Source organism: Ruegeria sp. AL1, assembly GCF_056540905.1.
This window is the reverse complement of sequence record NZ_JBQFXP010000001.1, coordinates 589,119-609,258: the sequence shown is the minus strand read 5'-3', so window position 1 is coordinate 609,258 and position 20,140 is coordinate 589,119. Positions and strand designations below refer to the sequence as shown.

Sequence of the window (20,140 nt, the reverse complement as noted above, 5' to 3'; positions counted from 1 at the left end):
CCGTCAAACCCAATTGATCACGCAAAAATCCAGACAATAACGTCCGACCCTCAACATCACCGCTCACAGATAATCCGTTCACAGTCATAGAAATCTTCATCAGATTTTCCTCCCTGAAATCTATGGCTCAACCGCCAAACACGCGCTTGAGCCATCCCTTTTTCTCGTCTGTTTCTTCAGCTTGTCCTGCCGGTTCGTCCGCAGGTGCGGCAGGGGCTGATTGTGGCGCGACCTCGACCGCACTTTGGAAGTTCTCAAAGAACTGATCCGCCATTTTCTTGGCCACGCCGTCGATGACACGACCACCAAGCTGCGCCAACTTTCCCCCGACGCGTGCGTCGACATTGTAAGCCAGCAGCGTGCCTTCGGGGACATCCGACAGGGTGACATCAGCTGCGCCTTTGGCGAAACCGGCGGCTCCGCCCTTGCCTTCGCCCGAGAGCTTTACACTTTCCTGATCCACCATATCAGAAAGGGTAACGGCACCTTTGAAGGTGGCTTTCACCGGGCCAACCTTCTGCACCACCGTGGCCGCAAAGCCATCTTCGGCGGTTCCCGTCATCTCCTGACATCCGGGCACGCAGTCTTTCAGAACCTCTGCGGATAACAATGAGTCCCAGACCTTGGAACGTGGGGCCGCGATGACGCGGCTGTCATGTAGTTCCATGTCACTCCCTCCAGTATTTTTTGGTAAGCTACGCGGTGATCTGCCCGATGCCTATAAGACCTTGGGCGTAGTCACCGCAGTTTCGGTGGCGCATGGGTCAGCCCGTGCGCCGAGAATATCTGTTCGATGCGCCCGTCCTGCAAAGCAGCATAAATGGCGTCATCGACAGCATAGCTGAGGCCGCGATAGGCGAAATGAACGGCTACTCCGATGGTCCATGTGCTGACGGCAAATCCGGGCAGGGGCGGAGTGTGAATACCCAGATCGGGTGTCAGCCCGGCCTCTAACTGAGCGCGCGGGCCCATTGCCGCCATGGTTTCGCCTGCGGCGAGTGCCTCCATCGCCTGGACCGCCGAAGGGTAACGCCGCACGTTGCGCGACAGTTGCCCGCCGGGAAAAGCCGACAGGTAAAAATCGGCTATCGAGTCATTTTCCACGGCAACCGTATCAAAGCGGAAATAGGCGGGGACGGGCGGGTCTTCGGGGTATTCGTCCTTGCGATAAGCAATGGCGATTTCCTCATCATGGTATTGGCCGGTGAACACGACCTGTTCGACCCGGCAGGCAAATTCACTGTCATAGGGGATGTGCAGCATGACATTGGCCACGCGCCCGTTGATCAGCGGGCCCTTCCAGATCCAGTTGCGCAGATCGGCCTCAAGGTTTTCCCCGGCAGCGACCAGATTGAACCGCGCCTCGACGCCCAGGTCTTCGGCGATCAGTTTGCCGATTTCGATATCGACGCCTTGAATCCTGCCATCTTTTTCAAACGACCAGGGAGCAAAATCTTCATAGGCTGCGAATTCGATATACCCGCGCTCGATTATGGTATCGAGGTCCGCCCCCACGATATCGCGGCTTGCATTCTGGGGTTTGGGTTGGGGCACATGATCTTCGCATCTGGCCAGCGCCGAGCCCGCGGTGAGGGTGGCGGCCAACAGGGAGAGAATAAGGTAACGTCCGATCATATGCCCACTCTGCCGTTCTATTGCGCGGCAGACAATCCGATGGTCAGCTGTTCGGCTGCCTCGGCGAAATTCGGGCTGTCCCCCGAAATCAGAACCGCCGCCCGCAGCGCCACGCTGTCCGCAACCGGTGCGCCCGAAGCGGTTTCGATTGTGGTTGCGATTTCACTCAGCTCTGACTGCAAGGCACCGGCGTCGCCTTCTGCGCCATCGGCCATCGCGGACAACAGGTCGCGGATTTCTTTCAGGCGATCGGAATGATCATCCAACGCGCCATCGTCGGGCCGCGTCTCGATATAAGTCCGTATCGCCCAGGCTGCTTTCTGACCCAGAAGCTCTCCGAAGGCGGGCATCTTGGTGATGCCGTTCTGGGTGTAACCTTCGCGGAACCGCTCGATATACCACTCATCGCCATACTCTTCCGCTTCCAGATACCGCAGATCGGGGGCAAGACCGCCCGAAACCACACCCAACCCGTGGCACCGCGCGCAGTTCTGGTTATAGCCGGAATCGCCGATTTCGATTGCGGTCTGCCAGACCTCTTCGCCCTGATCGCGATAGGGGTTTTCGATCAGCCAATCCTCGCTTACGTCAGGCAGGGCGTCGGTGTCCACAGGTTGCGGCGCCACGTCGCCATGAGCCAGCGCCATGCTTGCCGTCATCGAAGCAACCAGCGCTGCACTATAAAAACCGAGACGCATCTTCTCCTCCTTCTGATGCTTTCCCCGGTCATAGCGCAGGCAGACTCACCGCGAAATTCGACCTTGGTTGCAGATGCGGCACAAGCTGCGACTAAGGTCCAATGGCCGGGTCGGAAAAGTCACGCTTTTACTTTGAAAGCCGGGGAGGAGGCGCAGAGATGATCAGAATGTCAGGCATTGTCGCGGCCCTGCTGCTGTTGCCGGGGCTTGCATGGGCCGAGGTCTCGATTACAGTGACGTATCTGCAGCAGCAGATCGACCGCCCACCGGTCCTGTCCAATCTTGATCCCGTGCCCGAGACTCTGGGCATCGCTGGCGCGGAACTGGGTCTGGCCGATAACCTGACCACGGCCAAGTTTCTGGGTCACAGCTATGAACTGACGGTTACAACGGTTCCTGAAGGAGGGGATTGGCTGGCTGCCGCGCGGGCGGCTTTGGCTACATCCCCGTTTGTGATTCTCGATGCTCCAATGCAGGCGCAGCTGGATGTTGCTGACTTGCCCGAGGCTGCCGATGCCGTGCTGTTCAATGCGTCCGCCCCCGATCTCGCCATGCGGGACGCGGCCTGTCGCGCAAACCTGCTGCATACTTTGCCGTCTGACGTGATGCGCACCGATGCGCTGGTGCAATTCTTTGTCAAACGCCGTTGGGATGAACTGGTTCTGATTTCCGGCGACCATCCCGGCGATCACGCTTTTGCAGACGCGTTGAAACGGTCATTGCAGAAGTTCGGCTTGGACCTGAAAGCGGAAAAGACATGGGTGTTCGATGCCGATCTGCGGCGCAATGCAGCGCAGGAAGTGCCTCTGTTCACACAGGAATTTGGTGACTATGACATCCTGCTTGTGGCGGATGAGCTGGACGATTTCGGCCGCTATATTCCCTTCAACACATGGGAAGCCCGCCCGGTTGCGGGCTCGGAAGGTCTGCAGCCCGTCACATGGTCGCGCGTGGTCGAACAATGGGGGGCGGTTCAGATGCAGAACCGGTTTTTCGATCAGACGGGGCGATACATGCGTCCTCGCGATTATGCTGCATGGGCGGCGTACCGGACGTTGGGTGAGGCCGTCACGCGCACGCAATCCGGTGATGCGTCGGTTTTGCGGGACTACATTCTGTCGGATGAATTCGAATTGGCCGGTTTCAAAGGTCGGGCGATGAATTTCCGGTCGTGGAACGGCCAGCTGCGTCAGCCGATCCCTCTGGTCACCGACCGCGCGGTTGTCGCGATGGCGCCGCTAGAGGGGTTCCTGCATCAACGTAGCGAATTGGACACGTTGGGCATCGATGAAGCTGAAAGCCAGTGTCAGGCGTTCAAGGAGGATCAGGGATGAGAATACCCGCAATTCTGGCAGCCACGGCGTTTTGCGTTCCGGCCACAGCCGATGAGATTTGGATCAGCAACGAAAAAGACGACACGCTCAGCGTGATCGACATCGAAACGCTGGAGGTGATCCGCACGATTGAGACCGGCGAGCGCCCCCGCGGGATCACCTTTTCCAAGGATTATTCGGTGCTGTATATCTGTGCGTCGGACAGCGACGCTGTGCAGGTCATGGATCCCGAGACGGGCGAGATTCTACATGACCTGCCCTCGGGCGAGGATCCCGAGCAATTTGTGCTGCATCCCAATGACCGGCATCTTTATATCGCCAACGAGGATGACGCGATCACCACCGTGGTCGATACCGAAAGCCGTCAGGTCATTGCCCAGATTGATGTGGGCATCGAACCCGAGGGAATGGCGGTTTCGCCTGATGGCAAGATCGCCATTACCACTTCGGAAACCACCAATATGGCCCATTGGATCGACACCGAAACGCGTGAATTATTCGCCAATACGCTGGTCGATTCGCGGCCACGCCACGCGGAATTCCTGAAAGACGGGACCGAGCTGTGGGTCAGTTCGGAAATTGGCGGCACGATCACCGTGTTTGACGTGGCAACCCAGACCGAAAAGGCCAAGATCGAGTTTGAGGTCAGCGGTGTCCATCCCGACCGGGTGCAGCCCGTGGGCTTTGAGCTGTCAACCGGGGACGAGACCGCCTTTGTCGCGCTTGGGCCGTCAAACCACATTGCCGCTGTCAATGCCGAAACCTATGAGGTCGAAGATTACATCCTTGTCGGCCGTCGTGTCTGGCATATGGATTTCAACGCGGACAAATCGCTTTTGTTCACCACAAACGGCGTGTCGGGCGATGTCACTGTAGTGGACGTGGCCAAGCGTGAACCGATCAAGACGATCAAGGTGGGCCGCTTCCCGTGGGGTGCTGCCTTCCGTCCGACGAGCTGAACAGGGAGATTTAAACATGGTTCGATTGACCGCATTTGCGACCGTTGTCCTACTGGCCTTGCCCGCTTCTGTGCTGGCCGATGATGATGACGGGTTCGGCCTGGCCGGAATCCTGTCAGCCAAGAACAAGGAAGACCTGCCGCCAATCACCCTGTCTGCGGGCGTGCCATTGGCCGAAGCGCCGTGGGAGCTGAAATCTGGCACCTACTACGAATTCGAAATTCAGGGCGATGGCAGTCAGGAACTGGCCTTGGTCGGCCCGGAGTTTTTCCGTGCGATCTGGGTGGATGAGATCGTGGTCGAAGGGTTGGAAATCCGCCCGTTGGGACTGGATTCCGTTGAATTTGACGAGGCTGGCGAAATGGAAATTGGTTTTGTCGCCATCAAGCCGGGCAGCTACTATCTGAAAGTGCCGGGCAGCACCGGTGAGACGCAGCGGCTGGAGATTACCATTAAGTGACGGGACGTTCTGTCCGGAATGTCAGCTAAACCCAAAGTGAAAAAGCGCGCCTTTGATGATGCGAGCTTTCACGTCCAGCAAGACGCGCTTTGCACGTTACTGAGGTTCAACGGCGTTGGAACACCTCTGCATGGCCGAACGGACACGCGACCTGAATGGCGGGCACCGCAGGCGATTGGAAACCGCGCGCTGCCCGATCCGCGCTCTGTTATTTTAGCTGCTGGATGAGCGCACCGTGGGATTGGACGCTGGCGTGCGACATGCCATCATCAAACACGCGTATGATCTGTCGGCAACAGACGGGCTAACTGTCCTGTGGACACGTATCTGACCGATGATATCGCGGCCTTGCCGCGGGGTACTTGCGCATCCACCCCGTTCACTCATGCGGCCCAGAGGGTGATCCGCATCTACGACCATGACAGAGATGAAAACCGGTCCCAATTGCGCTATGGTGCTGGCAACCGGAGGGTTCTGACATGATCCGCATAGCCACATTTTTCCTGTCTCTTACCTCGTCGGCGATGGCTCAGACGGTCGAGGACGAATACGGCACGCTCAACCCGCAGGATACCGGCTGGGGCAAGGTTCTGAGCAATATCGAGAACGGCATCACCGACATGACCACCTGCGCGTCCGGCTACTACATGACCAAATCAGGCCGCCATGATCTGGCGCGAACCTTGTTCAACACCTGTGCCGAGGCGGGATATACCGGCGCGATGACGTGGATGAGTCAGTTGGACAATAACGGGCTGGCCGGTCCCTACGACCCGGACGCAGCCGCGGCCTGGGACAAACGGGCCGCTGATCTGGGCGACCCGGTGGGCAAGTTTAACTACGGCCTGAACCTGTTGCGCGGGCATGGCGTTGCAAAAGACGAACAGCTTGGCCGCGCCTATGTGGACGAGGCCGCGCAGGACGGGTTGAAGATCGCGAAACGCCTGCAGGATTCAGGCTATGACCCGAACGAAGTGACGCCCGATGCTGACGAATGGAAATACGCGCCGCTGTTCTGAAACGGCTTGTTTCCCCGCTTTTCTACGACCAAAGGATGAGGCCGCGCGCTGTTTTGCTTGATGTGCGTCAAGCCGATGCCAGCAGTCGCAAAGGTATACTCCGGCAAACGTTCGGAGGATCAAATGAAACACATCGTTCTGTCCCTTGGCCTTGCCGCCTGCGCTGTCGCGGGCTCACCCGTTCTGGCCCAGTCCACATTCGACCGCGTTAAGGTCGAAGCAGGGGAGACCCTGTTTTTCTCGGAATGCCGCCGCTGCCATGCGCCGGATGCGACGGACCCCAGCTATGGCCCGCAACTGGACGGAATTGTCGGGCGTCAGGCCGGAACGGTTGAAGGATACGAATATTCCGAGGCGCTGGCTGGATCGGGCATCGTCTGGACCCCGGCAGCCCTGCGCGCCTGGATGGAGGACAATGACGGTTTCATGCCCGGCACCAAGATGCGCCATGTCGGGATCGAGGACCGAACAGTTCAGGATTTCATTCTGGCCTATCTGAACAGCCTTGAGGGGCAGAACTGACTGAATCAAAAAGAAAAGAACGTAAAGCTCACCGGAATGCGCTGTTTCGGTGACTTTCGCGATTCGTGTTGAATTTCGAGAATTGGACCCTACGACCATTGTGCAATTTCACCGATGGTCCTGCCTGCGAATAATACTCTCGCCAACAATCCCGACGCGTCGGAGATTCGGCGTGGAGGAAAGACACCAGTCTAGGGAGGACACAGATGAGCCGGTTTATAATGGCGGTGGTTGCAAGCGTTTTGGCAACGGGCGCAGCATACGCAGAAGTTACCGAAGACGATCTGGCCAATGACCAAACGATCACCAATCAGGTCGTGACAAACGGCATGGGTCGGCATTTACAGCGTTACAGCCCACTGGACATGCTCAACAAGGATAACGTCAGCAACCTGCTTCCCGCTTGGGCTTTCAGCCTGGGCGGTGAAAAACAGCGCGGCCAGGAAACGCAGCCGCTGATCTATGATGGCATGATGTATATCACCGGGTCCTATTCGCGCCTGTATGCGATCGACCTGAAGACCGGCAAAGAGGTCTGGCAATACGATGCGCGCCTGCCTGAAGGCATTCTGCCCTGCTGTGACGTGGTCAACCGGGGTGCAGCGATTTACGGCGACAAGATCTTTTTCGGCACGCTGGATGCGCGGATCGTGGCGCTTGATCTGAAAACCGGAGACGTCGTCTGGCGTGACAAGATCGCAGATTACAAGGCAGGCTACTCCTATACCGCCGCGCCGCTGATCGTGGATGGCCTGATCGTGACCGGCAATTCGGGCGGTGAGTTCGGGATTGTGGGTGAAGTGCAGGCTCGTGACGCCAATACCGGCGATATCGTCTGGACCCGTCCAGTGATCGAAGGCCACATGGGGACGCTGAACGGCGAAGAAAGCACCATGACCGGCGAACTGAACGCGACGTGGCCGGGCGATATGTGGAAAACCGGCGGCGGCGCGACATGGCTTGGCGGGTCATATGATGCCGATACTGACACGCTGATCTTTGGCGCAGGCAACCCGGCCCCCTGGAATTCGTGGCTGCGCGATGCGGGCACGCCGACCGAGGGCAACAAGGGTGACAACCTCTATGCCGCCAGCCGCATCGGGATCGACCCCAAAACGGGCGACATCAAGTGGCACTTCCAGACCACGCCGCGCGAAGGCTGGGACTATGACGGCGTGAACGAAGTGGTCGCCTATACCGACCGCGAGGGCAATCAGCGTTACGCAACCGCTGATCGCAACGGGTACTTCTACGTGCTGAACCGCGAAGATGGTGGGTTCGTCTCGGCCACGCCGTTCGTCAAGGATATCACTTGGTCCTCCGGCGTGGATGATACCGGCCGTCCGATCTTTGTCGAAGACAACCGTCCCGGCGACCCGGCGTCGGCGGCAGATGGCAAGAAAGGCGAAGTGATCTTTGCCTCGCCCTCGTTCCTGGGCGGCAAGAACTGGATGCCGATGGCGTTTTCGAAGAAAACCGGCAACTTCTATGTGCCTTCCAACGAATGGGGCATGGATATCTGGAACGAGCCGATCACCTACAAGAAAGGTGCGGCCTATCTGGGCGCGGGCTTTACCATCAAGCCGAATTACGAAGATCACATCGGCTCGCTCAAGGCCATTGACCCGGACACCGGCGAATGGAAGTGGGAATACAAGAACGATGCCCCGCTTTGGTCCGGTGTGATGACGACAGCTGGCGGATTGGTGTTCTTTGGCACCCCCGAAGGCGAATTCATCGCGTTGGATGATGAAACCGGTGAAAAGCTGTGGTCGTTCCAGACTGGCTCGGGCATCGTTGGCCAACCTGTGACCTGGGAACAGGATGGCGAGCAGTATGTCTCGGTCATCTCGGGCTGGGGCGGCGCGGTTCCGCTTTGGGGTGGTGAAGTGGCCAAGAAAGTCAACTACCTGAACCAGGGCGGCCTGTTGTGGACATTCCGCTTGCCGAAAGAGCTGGCCTCGGCCAACTGATCCGGCCTTTACGCTGATGTAACGCGCGCCGTGACCCGGCGCGCGTTTATTATACGACTTTCCGCCAGTAGGCGTGGTTCCATTCCCTTGTTAGGCTTTGTTAGGTTGGGGCAATTCCATTGCGAAGGCTGAAAGTGATGCTTGCAAAATCCGCCAGACAAAAAGACTTTGAAAACGTGCTGATCGTGGATGATCACCCGCTGTTTTGCGATGCCCTGTCGATGACGTTGCAAAGCGTGGCGAAGATCGGGGAAATTCACACCGCGGACCGGCTTGAAGCGGCGCTGGATCGCATCGCAGGGGGATTAAAGCCCGATGCGGTCATGCTGGATTTGAACCTGCCGGATGTGGATGGGCTGGATGGTCTTGTTCGTCTCAAGGCGGCGGCAGACGCTCCGGTGATCGTGGTTTCGTCCATGACGGACAATCGGGTGGTCAGTCAGGTCATCCACGCCGGTGCCTCGGGCTATGTTCCCAAACACAGCCAACGCGACGTTTTCCGCACCGCGTTCGAGGCGGTGCTGGCAGGCGACGTGTTTCTGCCCGAGGGCTGTGTGCTGATACAGCCGGATGATGAGGACGAACAAAGCGATGCCGTTGGCCGGTTGGCGACGCTGACCAACCAGCAATCGCGGATTCTGCAACTGATCTGCGAGGGGAAACTGAACAAGCAGATCGCCTATGACCTGTCGATTGCGGAAACCACGGTCAAGGCGCATGTCACTGCGATCATGCGCAAACTGGGGGTGCAAAGCCGAACGCAAGCGGTGCTGATCGCCAACAAAGCGTCCTTTGCCAGCGTCTTGCAAGAGCAAGGCTAAGCGGCATACTCTCAGAAATCCACGCGCTTTAAGGGAGGAGGCTGGATGGACCAAGCTATCGGGTGGGCCGGTGCCCAATCCCGTTCGCCAGGTATCGTTAAAACGGCATTTGCACGATATGGCACCGAAGATGCTGTCACTGATCTGACCCATGCCTTGGGTGCGGATGATCTGGCGTTGGTTATCCTGTTTGTGACGGCCAATGCCGACGCGTCGGCAGTGATCGGTCAGGCGCGGGCGGCGTTTGCGCCGACGCCGGTGGTGGGTTGTACCACCGCTGGAGAACTGGCCGGTCAGGGCTATGCAGAAGATCAGATTGTCGCGCTGGGGTTACCCGCGGCTTATTTTGAGGTCCGGACTCTGCTGGTGCCGGACCTGGACAGTTTCTCGGCGCAGGAAATCATCGATCAGATGATCCGCAACCGCAACGAAATGATGGAGGTACAGCCCAACTGGGAGCATGAGTTCACATTTCTGATGATCGACGGCCTGTCGACGAAAGAGGATACGTTGACATCTGAACTGGCAGTGGGTCTTGGTCCGGTTCCGCTGTTCGGGGGGTCGGCCGGGGACGGAATCAGCTTTGAACACACCTATGTGCTGCATGATGGTGAGGCGCTGGAGAACGCGGCAATTCTGACGCAAGTCCGGACTCGCTGTCCGATCAAGGTATTCAAGTCGGACCATCTTGTGCCCACCGCGCACCGTATGGTGGTGACCGAAGCAGATCCCGCGAAACGGATCGTGCGCGAGATCAACGCCGAACCGGCGGCGCGTGAATATGCCCGAATTCTCGGAAAAGACCCCGAACAACTGACAACCTTCACCTTCGCCGCGCACCCGGTTGTGGTGCAGATCGGTGGCCAGCACCACGTTCGCGCGATCCAGCAGGTTGCAGGCAATGGCGATCTGGTTTTCTTTTCCGCCATTGATGAAGGGCTGGTTCTGACCCTGGCCGAGCCGATGGATATGGTAACGCATCTGGAAGGTGAGATCGCGGCACTGACTCAGCATGAACGGCCGGACACTATCCTTGGATGTGATTGCATTCTGCGCCGATTGGAAGCGCAGGAAAAGCAAATGACCGGTGCCATTTCTAACATCCTGTCGGAGAACCGGGTTGTCGGCTTTTCCACCTATGGTGAGCAATTTAACTCGATTCATGTAAACCAGACGCTGACCGGGGTTGCGATCTATCCCCCGGATGAGGTGCCGCATGATTGACTCTCTGCTGGACCCGTCCGATTCCCTGGATCGGCAGAATAAGAAACTGCTGAAAATCGCCGAAGCCCTGATGCGCCGGGTCGAGGAGTCGACCGATGCAAGCGGCGCGGCCTACGCGCAGTTTCAGCGCGCCGCGATGCTAGAGCAGGAGGTGCGCGCCCGAACCGATGATCTGGAACGCGCGCTTGAGCTGTTGAATGAATCCAACGCCCGGCTGGCTCATGCGAACCAGGAAACCGAAGCCGCGCGTGCTGATCTGGCCAATGCGATTGAGACTGTGCAGGAAGGGTTCGCCCTGTTCAATGTCAATGAAGAGCTGGTCCTGTGTAACAGCCGTTTCGGTATGCACATGCCTGATATCCAAGGCCACCTGACGCCGGGCCTGCGATTCAAGCAATATGTCGAACTGGTCAGTCAGTCCAAACATCTGTCGCTGCCCGAATCCGTCTCGCCGCAGGACTGGCAGCGCCGTCGATTGACCCGTCACACCGACGATCATGTCGTCTTTAACGTGCGTTTGAACGGCAATCGCTGGACGCAGGTTTCGGAACACCGCACGCCGGACGGAGGCACGGTCATCCTGCAAACGGATGTGACCGACATTATGCGGGTTGAACGGCAGGAAAGAGACCGGATTCTGGATGACAAGGCGCGCCTGATCCGGGCGACCCTGGAACATATCGATCAAGGGGTCTGTATCTTTGACAGCAAGCTGCGCCTGATCGGTTGGAACAATCGCGCCAGCGAGTTGCTGGACATTCCCAATGCGCAATTCCAGATGGGTGCGCAGTTCAAAACTCTGTTCAACCGACTAAGCACCAACATCAGCTTCGAAGAAGGACTGTCAGAGTCAGATTTGCTGGCCTGGGTAAACAAGCTGACAGAGCGCCCGCCTCTCAGTTTTCAGATGCACAGCGGTCGGTTCAAGATCCTTTCGGTGTTTGCACAGGAAATGCCGGATCGGGGATTCGTGATCTCATTCACCGACGTCACGGCCGAGCGTCAATCTGCGCAAGCGCTTGTCGAGGCCAAGGAACTGCTGGAACAACGGGTGGCTTCGCGCACGGTGGAACTGGCGGATGCGCTGAACGATGCGGAACGCGCCAACGCCTCGAAATCCCGGTTTGTGGCGGCAGCCAGTCATGATCTGTTGCAGCCCTTATCTGCTGCCAAGCTTTATGTTGCCACATTGGGCAGCGGGTTGAATGCGATAGATGCGCAGAGCGTTGCGACCAAGGCCGAAAGTGCGTTGAGCAGCGTCGAACACATCCTTGAGGCCCTGCTGGATATATCCAAGCTGGATTCAGGTAGCGTCTCGGTTCACATGTCGACCGTCAGCATGGGCGACTTGTTCACCCAGTTGGAAGATTCCTTCCGACCCGTTGCGCAGGCCAAAGGGTTGGATCTTCGGTTTGTCGCGACTGATGTGCTGGTCCGAAGCGATGCCAGCTATCTGCGTCGCATATTGCAAAACCTTTTGTCCAACGCGATCCGCTACACGGACTCCGGCAAAGTTCTGGTCGGCGTCCGGCGGCGTGGGAAATCCGTTCTGATCGAGGTTCTGGATACCGGAATCGGTATTGCGGAAGACCAGAAACAAGTTATCTTTCAGGAGTTCAAGCGCTTGCACGCGGATGCCAGCGCGGCAGAAGGGATGGGCCTTGGTCTGGCAATCGTGGAACGGGCCTGCGAGTTGCTGGATCACAAGATTGTTCTGCGGTCCGAGTTGGAAAAGGGCACGGTGTTCTCGGTCGAGGTTCCGGTTGCCCAATCCGCTCTGACTGAGCACGCGGTGCCCGATCTTGTGAGACCACCGGAAACAAAGGCACTGGGCAGTACAGTTGCCCTTTTGATCGAGAATGATGAGAATCTGCGTGGCGCGTTGGCAATGACGATGGAGGCTTGGGGCGTTCAGGTTCTCGAATGCGTCAGTCAGGATGATGCCGAGAACCTTTTGAATGAGATTGGCATTTTACCGGATATCATCGTCGCTGATTATCAATTGAATGACGGCAAATTGGGGACTGATGCCGTGCGTGATTTGGCGGCCACATTCGGACCTTTGCCAGCCTGCATCATTTCAGCCAATCGTTCGACGGAACTTACAGATGCCTGCGCTTCTGCAGGACTGCCTCTTCTTCACAAGCCCATTGATGCGCAAAAACTGAAACAGGTGATCGAAACGGCTTTGTCCGATATGCCTGCGCACTGAAATGTTCACCGTGCATTTGCCGCGGACTAAATGAATATTCACAATGTATTACCGGACGATCTTAACTATGATATTTGCAACGCGAAAGACGTCTTGAGTGCCAATGGGGTTCCACGTTTCGGCCTCAAGCCGTCGTCCATTCAGCCATGTTCCGTTCGACGATCCCAGATCGCGCAGATACAACTCACCCGACTTTTCGATCCGAATGACACAATGACGCCCCGAGGTCTTTCCGCTTCGGGGCAGCGCCAGATCGGCCCAGCTGCTGTCGCGCCCGATCTTGATCGAGTGGGAAGACTTGATCCCGGGGACCTTGCGAAACTCGACCGACATTCCCCGATCCGGTCCACCCGCGACAACCAATTGCCAGAAACCCATCGACCTGGCGGCCATTGGGCTGTGCCAGACCACACCGGCCACCCTGTCATAGCGAGCGGACGCATTCGGGTTCGCCCCCGTCAGGCCAAATGTCAGCACTTTCTTGATGGCCCGCGTCGATCTGCGCATGGATGATACAGGTTTCCCGTTTTTGTCCCGCATGGTCAGACGAAGCGCGAACCGGCCGAGCGTATGGCCGCCAAGAAAACCTTCGCATACCAGCCAATAGATTAAGACCAGCACCACATAGAAGATCATCACATAGCCAGGGTTCGACAGCCACAATCCCATATGTTGGCGCAACACTGGTGCAATCGTGGCCAGCACGAAGCCCAGAAACATGTAATCCAGAAGGGCAGCTGCGGTCAGCAGACGGGCCGCGCTTTTTCCATCCAGTGCACCACCGATTTTCATGCTTGCGCTCCCAACAAGGTCAGCGCCAGAAACAGGGCACATCCAACCGAAAACACCATCAGCGCATCACATCTCATACGCATGGCAAACTTCGCACCTCCACCAGTGCTGCGAAAATGAAAGGTCGATACCCAGAAGGCGACGCCGGTCCCGATGGTGGTAAACAACAGCGTTTCGGGCAAAACCTGTCGCACCGGATGTGTGGCCAGCCACTCTGCAGCCCCAACCAGCAACCCGCCCCACAAAAGCGCGATAACATAAATCGCAAACCCCAACACTTCGTTCGACGATTTGCTGAACCTTGCAACCAGCGCGCCTAATCCCCAGCCCAGCGCGGCTGAAATCAGAAGCAAGAGCGTCATTCGCACCGGAAGGGACAATGTAGATACATCAACATTCGGCGCTAAACTCATAGAACTGTTCGCGAAATTCGATGTAATTCCCAGAAAGGCCAACAGGGCTCCGATGCCTGCTCCGATATTGCCCGCAAATGTGAACAGCTCATTGGTCAATGAGATTTTGTCTCTGAATCCTTTGGGGAATTTCATGTCACCTATACCTGCAAGTCATTAATCAAAAAACGTGCTGCCTGATCGCGAAGAGTGAAATGGCAGCCGTAAATATGCCGAATCGTTGATCTAAAATAAAAAGTATGTGAATTTTTCAGTAATTAAGAAGAAAAAATCTTTGCGGAGAAAGTATATGCGTTCTGTAGCGATTTCGGTTTTTGCCTCCCTTTCGCTGTTTTTGTCTGCCTGTGTGGAAGAGACAATTCAAAGTGCGTCGTCTTCGACGGTCGCCGGAAAAACCCAGCAAGAAAAACAACTTGAGAAGCAGGTTAAAAGCCTGGATCAGGTATCTAAAGACATCATTGTCAACAACACGGTCCAAGGCGCACTGGCTGGTGCGGTGGCCTTGTGTGGGGTTGCATTGCTGTTGGGTGGTGACGGTGGTGATTGTGCGACCGCAGCCGCCGCTGGCGCGGTGGTTGGCGGAATTGGAGGCAACCAGGTTGGCCGACAAGCTGCCGCCAAGAACGTGGAAATCGTGAACAGTAAAGCCGTTTTGGCCAATTTGTCGAACGTCAGCAAACAGCTGAATTCGGTTGAGGCAAACTTGCGCTCGGTTCTGCGTGCGCAGGATGCAGAGCTAAAATCTCTGCGCCGTCAGGTGGATGGCGGTCAGCTTTCGGACACGGCTTACAACAAGCGCGTCAAAGCAATCAAATCGAACCGTCAGGTCGTCTCGAACGAATTGAAACGCAGCGAGCAGAACATGGATGGCACGATTACCGAATTGCGGGCAGCGTCCAAGCAGGGGCAGCCCGGCCTGAGCGGCGCGACGAATGCGGCGGTCAGCAACAAAAATCGTCTGGCCCGGACGCGCGCTTCGATTAACCTGCTTTGATTTATTTGGTCTGCGCCTGCGTGTCAGGGGCGGACTGTCCAGTTGAAAGTTAAAAATGATGGTTTCTATGTCCAAACGTGTCTTTCTACCGGTTCTGTTTGTCGCAAGTGGTGCGCTGATGGCCTGCACGGGCTCGACCGACCCGACAACAGCAACATTGTTCGACAACATCCAAAACCTGAATTCCGGGGAATATGATCGTCAGATCGCCAGCAACCGGGCGCAGGCCGACGCGATTCTGGCGCAGAACAAGGCGGCGGAACAGCGCAACGCGCAACTGGCAGCGCAGCGGAATGCCAATCAGGCCGAGATCAACGCGCTGCGCCAGCAGATTGCCGATGTGAAGGCGCAAGGGGCCAAGGCGCGGACAGCATCGGCGTCAAGCCCAGAGCGGTTGCAGCAGGTCAATGCGCTGGACAGTCAGCTACGGGCTGTCGAGCGCGAGGTTTCAAGCGGAACGGCCAACGCCTCGGCGGCACGGTCGGAATTGAACAACATCAAAGCCGCCTACCGCGCGCTGTCGATCTAACAAAAGACGAAGGATTAGACTGGCGCTTGCTTAGGCCGGTGCCGGTCCGGACATTTTACCTGAGGGGGGTCTTGGGATTGTGACCTACGGGATTTCAAGAATTGTAATGGCCGCCGTTGCGGCTTTGGTCGTAACGGGAACTGCACAGGCGCAAGAGGGTCGGACCCGCGCGCCAGCCACCGGGTTAGCCATTCTGGATTGCGCGCCAGCCGCGCCAGCACCCGAAGATAGCTGTCTGCTGCGGGTTCCATCGGGCAACGAACGCGGCAGAATGAGCTTTAGCTCGCTGGGCGGAGAGGATGCCGAGTTCAAGCTGCTGAAGTCTCTGGATGAGGTGCCGGGCAATCTAACCTTGTCCGCGACCATGGTCCTGATTGATTTGTCCATTGGCAATCAGGGTGGTCGACGGGGCACCTGGAACCGCGAGCGTGACCTGATCGCTCAGGTGGTTTCCAACCTTCCGTCCGGCGAGAAAGTGGCAATCTATGGGTTTGGAAACGAGATTGTCGAACTGTCGCCTTTTTCAACCAACCGTTCCGGCGCGGAAGATGTCATCGACAGCCTGAACATCACTGAACAAAACACACGTCTTGTCGCCAACGCGACCCGCGCCATTGAACTGCTGAATGATCAGGACGATGTTCTGCTGAAGAACCTCATCCTGATCACTGATGGCGACGAAGAGGGGTTGGCCACCGTCGAAGAAATCTCGGAAGAGGCCGAAAAGGCCGGGGTGTCGCTTTCTGCTTTGGGGATGTTCTGGCGGGCGCAAGGCAATGAGCGCACAACGCGCGGTATCGACGTGCTGAAGCGCCTGACGGATCCTCAGAAAGGGCTGATGGAAGAGGTCTTCTTGCAGAACCCGGCATCAGTGAATGCGGTTGTTTCGGATTTCATCCGCTCTTACGGGAATGCGGTGCGCGGGTCGGGCCTGATTGTTCCGGTTGGGAGCCCGGTCTCGGCGCGGATCAATATCGAGATGATCGAGCCGGTGGTTGGCCAGCCCGGGCAGACTCAGACTCAAACTTATTCGGCCGAGTTCAGGCCGCTGGCTCCTCCGCCTGTTGAACCGGCTCCTGAGCCCGAGCCTGAGACCAACAAGATTTTCGGGATCGACGCCCTCTATGTCTATATCGGGGCGGGGGTACTGGTGCTGTTGCTTCTGCTGTTGGCTGTCATGATGCTGCGCCGTGGGTCGGGCGATGATGACGACGAACTGGTGTTTGAAGATGAGCCCAGCGAATTGGATGATCCCGGCCCGGTCCGTAGCCCGGCTGCTGCACCAGTCCCGCCGATTGCATTTCTGGTGCGCGAGGACAATGGTCACCGGTTCCCGGTGGCAACCGGGCGCGCCACCTTGGGCCGCAGCGGCTCAAACGCGGTCGTGATCCCGGATGGCGGGGTCTCTCGTGTCCACGCCGAGTTGAATGGCTCGCCGGATGGCCGCTTTACGCTGAATGATCTGGGCAGTCTGAACGGCACGCTGGTCAATGATCGCAAGATCAAGGGAACGCAGCGCATTAACGTGGGTGACATTGTGGGCCTTGGGTCCGTACGCCTGAAACTGGTGCGGGCATAAGCCCGCGACCAATTGCACAGGAAAGGTATAGTCATGGGAAACGACAACAAGACAAGCTGGTTGTTTGACAAAGACGAAGAAGACGTAAGCGACGATCTGGATTTCGGCGCGGACGATGCGTTTACCGAAAGCCTTGGACCGTCGGACAACGATGCGACTCACGCCATCGGTGGCGGGTCTTTTAGCGAAGCACCGACCGAATATGTCGAGTCCGACAAAACCGAGATCTACCACGGTGGTCTGGCCAAGAATTTTGCCGGAAAGGCCGAGTTTGATCCGATGGTCGATCCCATCACCGGGTGGTTGGTCGTTGTCAAAGGGCCGGGTCTGGGCCAGTCGGTCAATCTGGGCTCGGGCATGAACACGCTGGGCAGGGATGCGGATGAACGCGTTGCGCTGAACTTTGGTGACAAGATGATTTCGGGCAAGGACCATTTGCGCATCATTTTCGATGACGCCAATCGGGTGTTCTTTGCTGCGCCCGGTACCGGGCGAAACATCAGCCGGATCAACAATCAGATCGTGGCCACAACGATGCCCTTGGAGAACTATGCCCTGATCGAGCTGTCAAAGCAGACGCATGCAAGGTTTGTCGCCTTCTGCAATGAAGATTTTGACTGGTCGGAACTGGCCGAAAGCACTGACGACTGATCCAGATGGCGGTCATTAGCGGCAAACAGCTCCTGGGGCGGCGGGAAAACCAGGAAGACGCCTTCGACGTCGTTTTTCAAAATGAGCGCGATCCGAAATCGGATATTCTGATGCTGGTTACGGATGGCATGGGGGGGCACGCTGGCGGTGAAGTCGCTGCAAATCTGGCTCTTTCGGCCTTTAAGAAGCACTTCGTCGAAGGCTCGGGCGCGCCACGCCCGCGCGACAGGTTGCAAGAGTCGTTGCACGCCGCCAATGACGCGCTTCGCAAACGGATCACCAGCCAGCCCGACCTGAAGGGCATGGGATGTACGCTGATCGCGGCATTGAAACTGGGTGATCGCCTGGTTTGGGTCTCGGTCGGTGACAGCAGCTTGTTTTTACTGCGCGATGGACGTCTGAAGAAGCTGAACGCCGATCATTCCTTGTATGGCGAGTTGCTGCAGATGGTGGCGACGGGCTCGATCACGCAGGAGGATGCGGACAATCACCCCAGACGGAATGCCCTGCGTTCGGCCCTGATGGGTGAGCAGATTTCGCTGATTGATGTCAACGCAATCAACCTCAAGCCCGGGGATGTGGTGCTTGCGTGTTCGGATGGGTTGGACACGCTGTCTCAACCAGAAATCACGTCGGTGTTGAAAAAGGGTGCGGGGCACGATGTCAGAGGTGTGGCGTCGGACCTGCTGAATGCGGTCGAGGCAAAGGGAAAGCCCAAACAGGACAACACGACTGTGGTTGTTTATGTGTATGTCGAGGAAGGCATGAGCAGCTTGTTGCGCGGCAGCCAATGGGCGTTTGGTGAGGGCAGGAAAGACAACAAGAAGGTGTTGAAATACGCGTCCATTGCACTGGGCGCGTTGGCCATAGGGGCCACGGTTGGGGCCTTGTCGTGGTCCGGCGGTGACGAGCCGCCAGCGACAGAAGATGTGCCGCCTTCTTCCACAGAGCCCGCGCCTGAGCGAGACATCGAAGACCCGACTGTCAACGAACAACCCGCGACACCGCTGCCCGGTGATGGCGATGCGGAAGTGACCGAGCCCGGGACAGAGGATACCGAGGCCGATACCGGAGCGGCCCCGGATGCACCCGCCGAAGACCCGCCCGCCACGACCGAGCCCGACGACGCGGCGCCGCCAGACCCCGAAACGGTTCCCGACGCTGATCAGGAACCGCCCAGTGAATCGCTTGAAGACGAAAGGTAAGCCCGCGCGTGTCTATTCACCTGCCAAAGGGAGAAACCTTTGCCGGCTACGTTTTGGGCAGCGTGCTGGGGCAGGGTGGGTTTGGCATCACCTATCAGTCTCGCAATCGCAAAACAGGCGAGAAATTTGCGATCAAAGAGTATTTTCCGGCCGATTATGCGGAACGTGGACCGGGCAACAAAGTCTCGCCGACGCGGGAAGGCGCGCAGATTTTTCACATGGGACTGGACGCTTTCCTGCAAGAGGCCGAGCTGCTGCGTGATCTACCGTCGCAGCAGGGCCTGATGCGCGTGCGGGCGGCGTTTCAGAAGCACGACACCGCCTATTGCGTCATGGAGTATATTCAGGGCGATCCGTTGGACCGGATGATGGCGCGCATGGTCGATGCGCGGGGATATGTGCCGCAGGACCTGGTCGTCACCTTTTTGCAATCCATGTTGGGCGCGCTGGATGCCGTTCACAAGGTAGGTGTCGTCCATCGCGACATGAAACCGGCCAACGTGATGATCCGCAAAGATGGTCAACCGATCCTGATCGACTTTGGTGCGGCGCGTCAGATGGGCAAAGCGGGCGCAGCCGGTTCGATGTTCACGCGCAAATATGCAGCGATCGAACAATTCCCACCGGACAAAACCGGGCTGGGCGGCAATGTGCAGGAGGGACCCTGGAGCGATTTGTTCGCTTTGTCGGTCATCCTGTACGAGATGGTTTCGCAGAGCCTGCCTCCGAACGCTGAAGAGCGGTGGCGCGAGGTCAGAAAATCCGGCCGTGATCCCTATGTTCCGGTGCGCAGGAATCTGGCGCGAAATCGGGTCACGGCCAAGTATGACAGCAACTTGCTGGATGTCATTGATGCAGGCTGCAGTTTGCTGCCTCGCGACCGCATCCAATCCGCCCGGGATTTCGCGCATGCGGCGGGAATTACTCTGACAGACAGAAACAACCCGTCGCAACAACCAGAGCGTCGGAAAGTCAAACCAGCCGAGGGAAAACGCAAAGTCAGCGCATCCGGATCGCGGCCCCGTCTCAGACCGTCGGTTTTGGTCTTGTTGTTTATCATAGCGCTGGCCGGCGCCGTTATTGCATATGGGATTTCAATGTGAAGTTTATGATTTCAATA

20 protein-coding genes and 1 pseudogene are annotated in these 20,140 nt (G+C 57.6%); 15 read left to right on the top strand and 6 right to left on the bottom strand.

Annotated features, from left to right (window positions below):
• The 4 genes and pseudogenes from ACRZ9X_RS03065 to pedF all read right to left on the bottom strand — a co-directional run.
• A pseudogene (locus ACRZ9X_RS03065) lies at positions 1-103 on the bottom strand ((2Fe-2S)-binding protein); the annotation flags it as partial.
• A 24-nt stretch (positions 104-127) separates the two neighbouring features.
• Positions 128-667 carry an SRPBCC family protein gene (locus ACRZ9X_RS03060; RefSeq protein ID WP_480515880.1) on the bottom strand — a complete coding sequence of 180 codons (540 nt, stop codon included), beginning with the start codon at positions 665-667 and terminating at the stop codon, positions 128-130.
• Positions 668-738: 71 nt separating this feature from the next.
• Complete coding sequence (locus tag ACRZ9X_RS03055) at positions 739-1,635, bottom strand: substrate-binding periplasmic protein (protein WP_480515879.1); 897 nt, start codon at positions 1,633-1,635, stop codon at positions 739-741.
• Between the two features lie 17 nt (positions 1,636-1,652).
• On the bottom strand, positions 1,653-2,333 hold the full coding sequence (pedF, locus tag ACRZ9X_RS03050) for a cytochrome c-550 PedF (RefSeq protein WP_480515878.1): 681 nt from the start codon (positions 2,331-2,333) through the stop codon (positions 1,653-1,655).
• A 167-nt stretch (positions 2,334-2,500) separates the two neighbouring features.
• Between pedF and ACRZ9X_RS03045 the strand changes: the two genes are divergently transcribed.
• The 9 genes from ACRZ9X_RS03045 to ACRZ9X_RS03005 all read left to right on the top strand — a co-directional run bounded on the left by ACRZ9X_RS03045 (position 2,501) and on the right by ACRZ9X_RS03005 (position 12,857).
• Entirely contained in the window at positions 2,501-3,667 is a 1,167-nt protein-coding gene (locus ACRZ9X_RS03045; protein WP_480515900.1) for an ABC transporter substrate-binding protein, read from the top strand.
• Complete coding sequence (locus ACRZ9X_RS03040) at positions 3,664-4,626, top strand: YVTN family beta-propeller repeat protein (RefSeq protein ID WP_480515877.1); 963 nt, start codon at positions 3,664-3,666, stop codon at positions 4,624-4,626. The genes ACRZ9X_RS03045 and ACRZ9X_RS03040 overlap by 4 nt, the downstream gene beginning before the upstream one ends.
• 16 nt (positions 4,627-4,642) lie before the next feature.
• Complete coding sequence (locus ACRZ9X_RS03035; RefSeq protein ID WP_480515876.1) at positions 4,643-5,086, top strand: cupredoxin domain-containing protein; 444 nt, start codon at positions 4,643-4,645, stop codon at positions 5,084-5,086.
• Positions 5,087-5,565: 479 nt separating this feature from the next.
• A complete protein-coding gene (locus ACRZ9X_RS03030) occupies positions 5,566-6,105 on the top strand; it encodes an SEL1-like repeat protein (protein ID WP_480515875.1) in 540 nt (179 codons plus the stop codon).
• A gap of 123 nt (positions 6,106-6,228) precedes the next feature.
• On the top strand, positions 6,229-6,627 hold the full coding sequence (locus tag ACRZ9X_RS03025) for a c-type cytochrome (RefSeq protein ID WP_480515874.1): 399 nt from the start codon (positions 6,229-6,231) through the stop codon (positions 6,625-6,627).
• Positions 6,628-6,833: 206 nt separating this feature from the next.
• Complete coding sequence (locus tag ACRZ9X_RS03020) at positions 6,834-8,600, top strand: PQQ-dependent methanol/ethanol family dehydrogenase (protein ID WP_480515873.1); 1,767 nt, start codon at positions 6,834-6,836, stop codon at positions 8,598-8,600.
• A 137-nt stretch (positions 8,601-8,737) separates the two neighbouring features.
• Positions 8,738-9,421, top strand: a complete 684-nt coding sequence (locus tag ACRZ9X_RS03015) for a response regulator (protein WP_480515872.1) — start codon at positions 8,738-8,740, stop codon at positions 9,419-9,421.
• Between the two features lie 45 nt (positions 9,422-9,466).
• Positions 9,467-10,645: an FIST N-terminal domain-containing protein gene (locus ACRZ9X_RS03010; protein WP_480515871.1), complete on the top strand. Its 1,179-nt coding sequence runs from the start codon at positions 9,467-9,469 to the stop codon at positions 10,643-10,645.
• On the top strand, positions 10,638-12,857 hold the full coding sequence (locus tag ACRZ9X_RS03005) for a PAS-domain containing protein (RefSeq protein ID WP_480515870.1): 2,220 nt from the start codon (positions 10,638-10,640) through the stop codon (positions 12,855-12,857). The genes ACRZ9X_RS03010 and ACRZ9X_RS03005 overlap by 8 nt, the downstream gene beginning before the upstream one ends.
• Positions 12,858-12,905: 48 nt before the next feature.
• Here ACRZ9X_RS03005 and ACRZ9X_RS03000 read toward each other — a convergent pair whose 3' ends face one another.
• Both ACRZ9X_RS03000 and ACRZ9X_RS02995 read right to left on the bottom strand, forming a co-directional pair.
• The gene (locus ACRZ9X_RS03000) at positions 12,906-13,649 is read right to left on the bottom strand and encodes an FHA domain-containing protein (protein ID WP_480515869.1); all 744 of its coding nucleotides are present in this window, start codon (positions 13,647-13,649) and stop codon (positions 12,906-12,908) included.
• Positions 13,646-14,197 (bottom strand): hypothetical protein, encoded by a 552-nt coding sequence (locus ACRZ9X_RS02995; protein WP_480515868.1) that lies wholly within the window; start codon positions 14,195-14,197, stop codon positions 13,646-13,648. The genes ACRZ9X_RS03000 and ACRZ9X_RS02995 overlap by 4 nt, the downstream gene beginning before the upstream one ends.
• 154 nt (positions 14,198-14,351) lie before the next feature.
• Between ACRZ9X_RS02995 and ACRZ9X_RS02990 the strand changes: the two genes are divergently transcribed.
• From ACRZ9X_RS02990 to ACRZ9X_RS02965, 6 genes are all read left to right on the top strand, one after another.
• Complete coding sequence (locus ACRZ9X_RS02990) at positions 14,352-15,056, top strand: hypothetical protein (RefSeq protein ID WP_480515867.1); 705 nt, start codon at positions 14,352-14,354, stop codon at positions 15,054-15,056.
• A gap of 67 nt (positions 15,057-15,123) precedes the next feature.
• Positions 15,124-15,585, top strand: a complete 462-nt coding sequence (locus tag ACRZ9X_RS02985; protein WP_480515866.1) for a hypothetical protein — start codon at positions 15,124-15,126, stop codon at positions 15,583-15,585.
• Between the two features lie 106 nt (positions 15,586-15,691).
• Positions 15,692-17,164, top strand: coding sequence for an FHA domain-containing protein (locus ACRZ9X_RS02980; RefSeq protein ID WP_480515865.1), 1,473 nt, complete (start codon positions 15,692-15,694; stop codon positions 17,162-17,164).
• Between the two features lie 33 nt (positions 17,165-17,197).
• Entirely contained in the window at positions 17,198-17,815 is a 618-nt protein-coding gene (locus ACRZ9X_RS02975; protein WP_480515864.1) for an FHA domain-containing protein, read from the top strand.
• Positions 17,816-17,820: 5 nt separating this feature from the next.
• Positions 17,821-19,020, top strand: coding sequence for a PP2C family protein-serine/threonine phosphatase (locus ACRZ9X_RS02970; RefSeq protein ID WP_480515863.1), 1,200 nt, complete (start codon positions 17,821-17,823; stop codon positions 19,018-19,020).
• Between the two features lie 8 nt (positions 19,021-19,028).
• Positions 19,029-20,123 (top strand): serine/threonine protein kinase, encoded by a 1,095-nt coding sequence (locus ACRZ9X_RS02965; RefSeq protein ID WP_480515862.1) that lies wholly within the window; start codon positions 19,029-19,031, stop codon positions 20,121-20,123.
• Positions 20,124-20,140: the final 17 nt, after the last annotated feature.

Bases quoted from the DNA above. Each gene is read 5' to 3' on its own strand.
- ACRZ9X_RS03045 (WP_480515900.1), top strand. From the start codon at position 2,501: ATGTCAGGCATTGTCGCGGCCCTGCTGCTGTTGCCGGGGCTTGCATGG.
- ACRZ9X_RS03000 (WP_480515869.1), bottom strand. From the start codon at position 13,649: ATGAAAATCGGTGGTGCACTGGATGGAAAAAGCGCGGCCCGTCTGCTG.
- ACRZ9X_RS02970 (WP_480515863.1), top strand. From the start codon at position 17,821: ATGGCGGTCATTAGCGGCAAACAGCTCCTGGGGCGGCGGGAAAACCAG.
- ACRZ9X_RS02995 (WP_480515868.1), bottom strand. From the start codon at position 14,197: ATGAAATTCCCCAAAGGATTCAGAGACAAAATCTCATTGACCAATGAG.
- ACRZ9X_RS03040 (WP_480515877.1), top strand. From the start codon at position 3,664: ATGAGAATACCCGCAATTCTGGCAGCCACGGCGTTTTGCGTTCCGGCC.
- ACRZ9X_RS03020 (WP_480515873.1), top strand. From the start codon at position 6,834: ATGAGCCGGTTTATAATGGCGGTGGTTGCAAGCGTTTTGGCAACGGGC.
- ACRZ9X_RS02990 (WP_480515867.1), top strand. From the start codon at position 14,352: ATGCGTTCTGTAGCGATTTCGGTTTTTGCCTCCCTTTCGCTGTTTTTG.
- ACRZ9X_RS03060 (WP_480515880.1), bottom strand. From the start codon at position 667: ATGGAACTACATGACAGCCGCGTCATCGCGGCCCCACGTTCCAAGGTC.
- ACRZ9X_RS03035 (WP_480515876.1), top strand. From the start codon at position 4,643: ATGGTTCGATTGACCGCATTTGCGACCGTTGTCCTACTGGCCTTGCCC.
- pedF (WP_480515878.1), bottom strand. From the start codon at position 2,333: ATGCGTCTCGGTTTTTATAGTGCAGCGCTGGTTGCTTCGATGACGGCA.
- ACRZ9X_RS02985 (WP_480515866.1), top strand. From the start codon at position 15,124: ATGTCCAAACGTGTCTTTCTACCGGTTCTGTTTGTCGCAAGTGGTGCG.
- ACRZ9X_RS02975 (WP_480515864.1), top strand. From the start codon at position 17,198: ATGGGAAACGACAACAAGACAAGCTGGTTGTTTGACAAAGACGAAGAA.
- ACRZ9X_RS03055 (WP_480515879.1), bottom strand. From the start codon at position 1,635: ATGATCGGACGTTACCTTATTCTCTCCCTGTTGGCCGCCACCCTCACC.
- ACRZ9X_RS03015 (WP_480515872.1), top strand. From the start codon at position 8,738: ATGCTTGCAAAATCCGCCAGACAAAAAGACTTTGAAAACGTGCTGATC.
- ACRZ9X_RS03010 (WP_480515871.1), top strand. From the start codon at position 9,467: ATGGACCAAGCTATCGGGTGGGCCGGTGCCCAATCCCGTTCGCCAGGT.
- ACRZ9X_RS03030 (WP_480515875.1), top strand. From the start codon at position 5,566: ATGATCCGCATAGCCACATTTTTCCTGTCTCTTACCTCGTCGGCGATG.
- ACRZ9X_RS03025 (WP_480515874.1), top strand. From the start codon at position 6,229: ATGAAACACATCGTTCTGTCCCTTGGCCTTGCCGCCTGCGCTGTCGCG.
- ACRZ9X_RS02980 (WP_480515865.1), top strand. From the start codon at position 15,692: ATGGCCGCCGTTGCGGCTTTGGTCGTAACGGGAACTGCACAGGCGCAA.
- ACRZ9X_RS03005 (WP_480515870.1), top strand. From the start codon at position 10,638: ATGATTGACTCTCTGCTGGACCCGTCCGATTCCCTGGATCGGCAGAAT.